Source organism: Acinetobacter sp. NBRC 110496 (genome assembly GCF_000876115.1).
In the GTDB taxonomy this organism is placed as follows: Bacteria; Pseudomonadota; Gammaproteobacteria; order Pseudomonadales; family Moraxellaceae; genus Acinetobacter.
Map to the genome: position 1 here is coordinate 1 of NZ_BBTF01000110.1, position 2,582 is coordinate 2,582.

The 2,582-nt window shown below is 36.5% G+C and carries 1 protein-coding gene and 2 pseudogenes; 1 reads left to right on the forward strand and 2 read right to left on the reverse strand.

Annotated features, from left to right (window positions below; genetic code table 11):
- Positions 1–454, forward strand: a pseudogene (locus tag Aba26S_RS20595) (hypothetical protein); the annotation flags it as partial.
- Between the two features lie 368 nt (positions 455–822).
- Here the strand turns inward: Aba26S_RS20595 and Aba26S_RS20600 are convergent.
- Positions 823–2,148: a DNA cytosine methyltransferase gene (locus Aba26S_RS20600; protein ID WP_005006017.1), complete on the reverse strand. Its 1,326-nt coding sequence runs from the start codon at positions 2,146–2,148 to the stop codon at positions 823–825.
- Between the two features lie 65 nt (positions 2,149–2,213).
- Positions 2,214–2,582, reverse strand: a pseudogene (locus tag Aba26S_RS20605) (DNA cytosine methyltransferase); the annotation flags it as partial.

Sequence of the window (2,582 nt, forward strand, 5' to 3'; positions counted from 1 at the left end):
GATTAATTACGCAGATATGTGTTTTAAATTAGGGTTAAGTAGGGATTCTCAATACACAGTTTTAGCACTGGAGACATCTAAATTAAAACGTTCTGAAATGATTGAACTTTGGGATCAATATTCTCATGGAGGTGATGTTAAGTACTCTTGTGAAATTATGCTTCCTGACTGGTACTCTTCGCGAAATGATAAAATTTACAGATATTTTTATTTATCTATGTGGAACAGCAGCATTATTTTCATAAGTGAATCAGGATCTCCAGCAACAAAATGTTTTGATCAAGATGAATGCATTAATTACATGTCAAAAAATCAATTCAAAATACATAATTTAAGTAATATCGTTGATATACGTCACTTTGATGAATTGCTATTAAACAACAGGCAATATTTATTGAACATCGTTAAAGAAATGGATGCTTTTGAACTTTTAAAGGACCTAAATACCGTATAAAACAGAGTGTGGAAACACACTCTGTTTTATAGAAAATGATTTCTATTGGATATAATTGGACAAGTAATTATAAATACTCGGATCTTCAATATCCGATGGGAATCCACGATCACAGACAAGGATAAACTTATTCCCCTGCTTTATAATTAATGGCTCTGTTCCATATCAAAGGCTTTTTAAATACCCAAAATGGAATCTCAGCTGGAAGTGATGTGTTGTACAACCAGATCCCACTTGAAGCTGGTAGAACGGTTTGGGACAGTAAAGCAAATTGGTTTAAGTGTAATTATTAATTTTATTATCTAGCTTAAAAAGAGGTCATTAGGGACCTCTTTTTTTAACTCATAATTTATAGAATGCAAATAGCCTTATGAGGCCAGACTATATTCCTGTTCATGAGTAAAGTTGGCCAGAACCAGTGCATAAGATAAATCAGGTGGTACTGAGTTACCGACCATACGATATTGGTCTTGTTTAGTTAACTTCAATTGTTGGTTATTTTCATCATGTCCATAACTGAAAATATAATCATGCGGAAAGCCTTGAGCCTTATAAAGTTCAAATGGTTGAAGCATTCTAAAGCCAATATCTTCAATACAATAGCGTTCACCATTGATTTCAATGATTCCAAATTTTTCAAAAAGTTCATTTTTGAAATTTAACCCTTCAGTAAATCTCGTTAATAAAGCTCGTACCTCTGCAAATTGATTTACTGTTGTGAGTGTATGCATAGGTTCATTTAACTCTTGGCCAGTACATCCATTTTTCATTTTTGAAAGGTGACAAACATATAGTGAGTGGGTACCGCCTTTAGTTTCAGCTGTAATTGTCCTCAAAGGCTCATCGATCGGCATTGATCTCCGACTTGATCCATTTGCACATTCTGTAAGAATTGGAGCAGCTGCATCAACGATATATGGCTCTGGATTATGAACGATATATTTCAAAATACCGCGAACAATACGCTCTAACGTAGCTGGTGCCAGTGCTTTTTTTCTTTTAAATATACTAGGGCAATCAAAACTTAGATCTACGCATTCAGCAGCTGTACGCCATGGCAATAAACGTCCCTTTTTTACAAGACTGGTATTAGGATTACCATGGGTTTCCTTTGGCCATACGATTGGCAATCCATCACGGCGAGCTATTAAGAAAAATCGATTTCGTATAGTTGGTGAACCGAAGTCACATGCTTTTAATTCTTTGTATTCAACTGAGTATCCTTGATATTTCAATGCATTTACAAAGCAATTAAACGTTCGTCCCTTACGCTTTGGGCATGGACGTCCATCTTTATCAAGGTCACCCCATTCTGCAAACTCCGTTACATTTTCAAGCATTATTACACGAGGTCGAACCTTTGCTGCCCAGCGCAATGCAATCCAGGCCAATCCCCTAATGTTTTTATTGAGAGGTTTACCTCCCTTAGCTTTGGAATGGTGTTTACAGTCTGGGCTCAACCAGACTAATCCAACGGGTTGATTACCAGTGATTTCAACTGGATCTACATCCCAAACACTTTCACAATAATGTTTTGTAAGAGGATGATTTACCCGGTGCATCGCCAAAGCTTTAGGATCATGATTAATAGCAATATCAATCGGTCTCCCAAATGCACGTTCTAAACCGGTTGATGTTCCACCACCCCCGGCAAAATTATCAACAATAAGTTCGTGTGGTAATAAATTAAACATAATATAAACTCCAAGTTTTTGGCTTTTTGCCACTAAATTCGTGTACGCGAATACTGTATGAATACTTAGGCAAGCATTAGTTCATTTATAGAATCAATGGCTGCCAAATCATCATAATCATAGTAAGCATCATCGATGGCAGACGAAATTTCATATTCAGAAACTCCTGAATTCAGAGCGAGTTTTAAAAGATTCCGGTCTAATCGGTCATATTTGTTTGAAAATGCCATCAGTTTATGGTCATGCGCGTTATTGGCCATAAAGAATGAATATGCAAAACCAACAGGCGTTACACTTCGAGCATTTTTAGTGGCCAAGCTTTTCCCACCATATAACTTGTGCATTTTAGATCCCTCTATAGGCTCTACTGGTGCAATAGGTAGGTCAGCATTAAATCTACCCCATAATAAGGTTTTCTTAGTGTAAGTATCCCC

What these genes read in the sequence shown, in the direction of transcription:
- Aba26S_RS20600 (WP_005006017.1), bottom strand. Translation starts at nt 2,148, where the DNA reads ATGTTTAATTTATTACCACACGAACTTATTGTTGATAATTTTGCCGGG.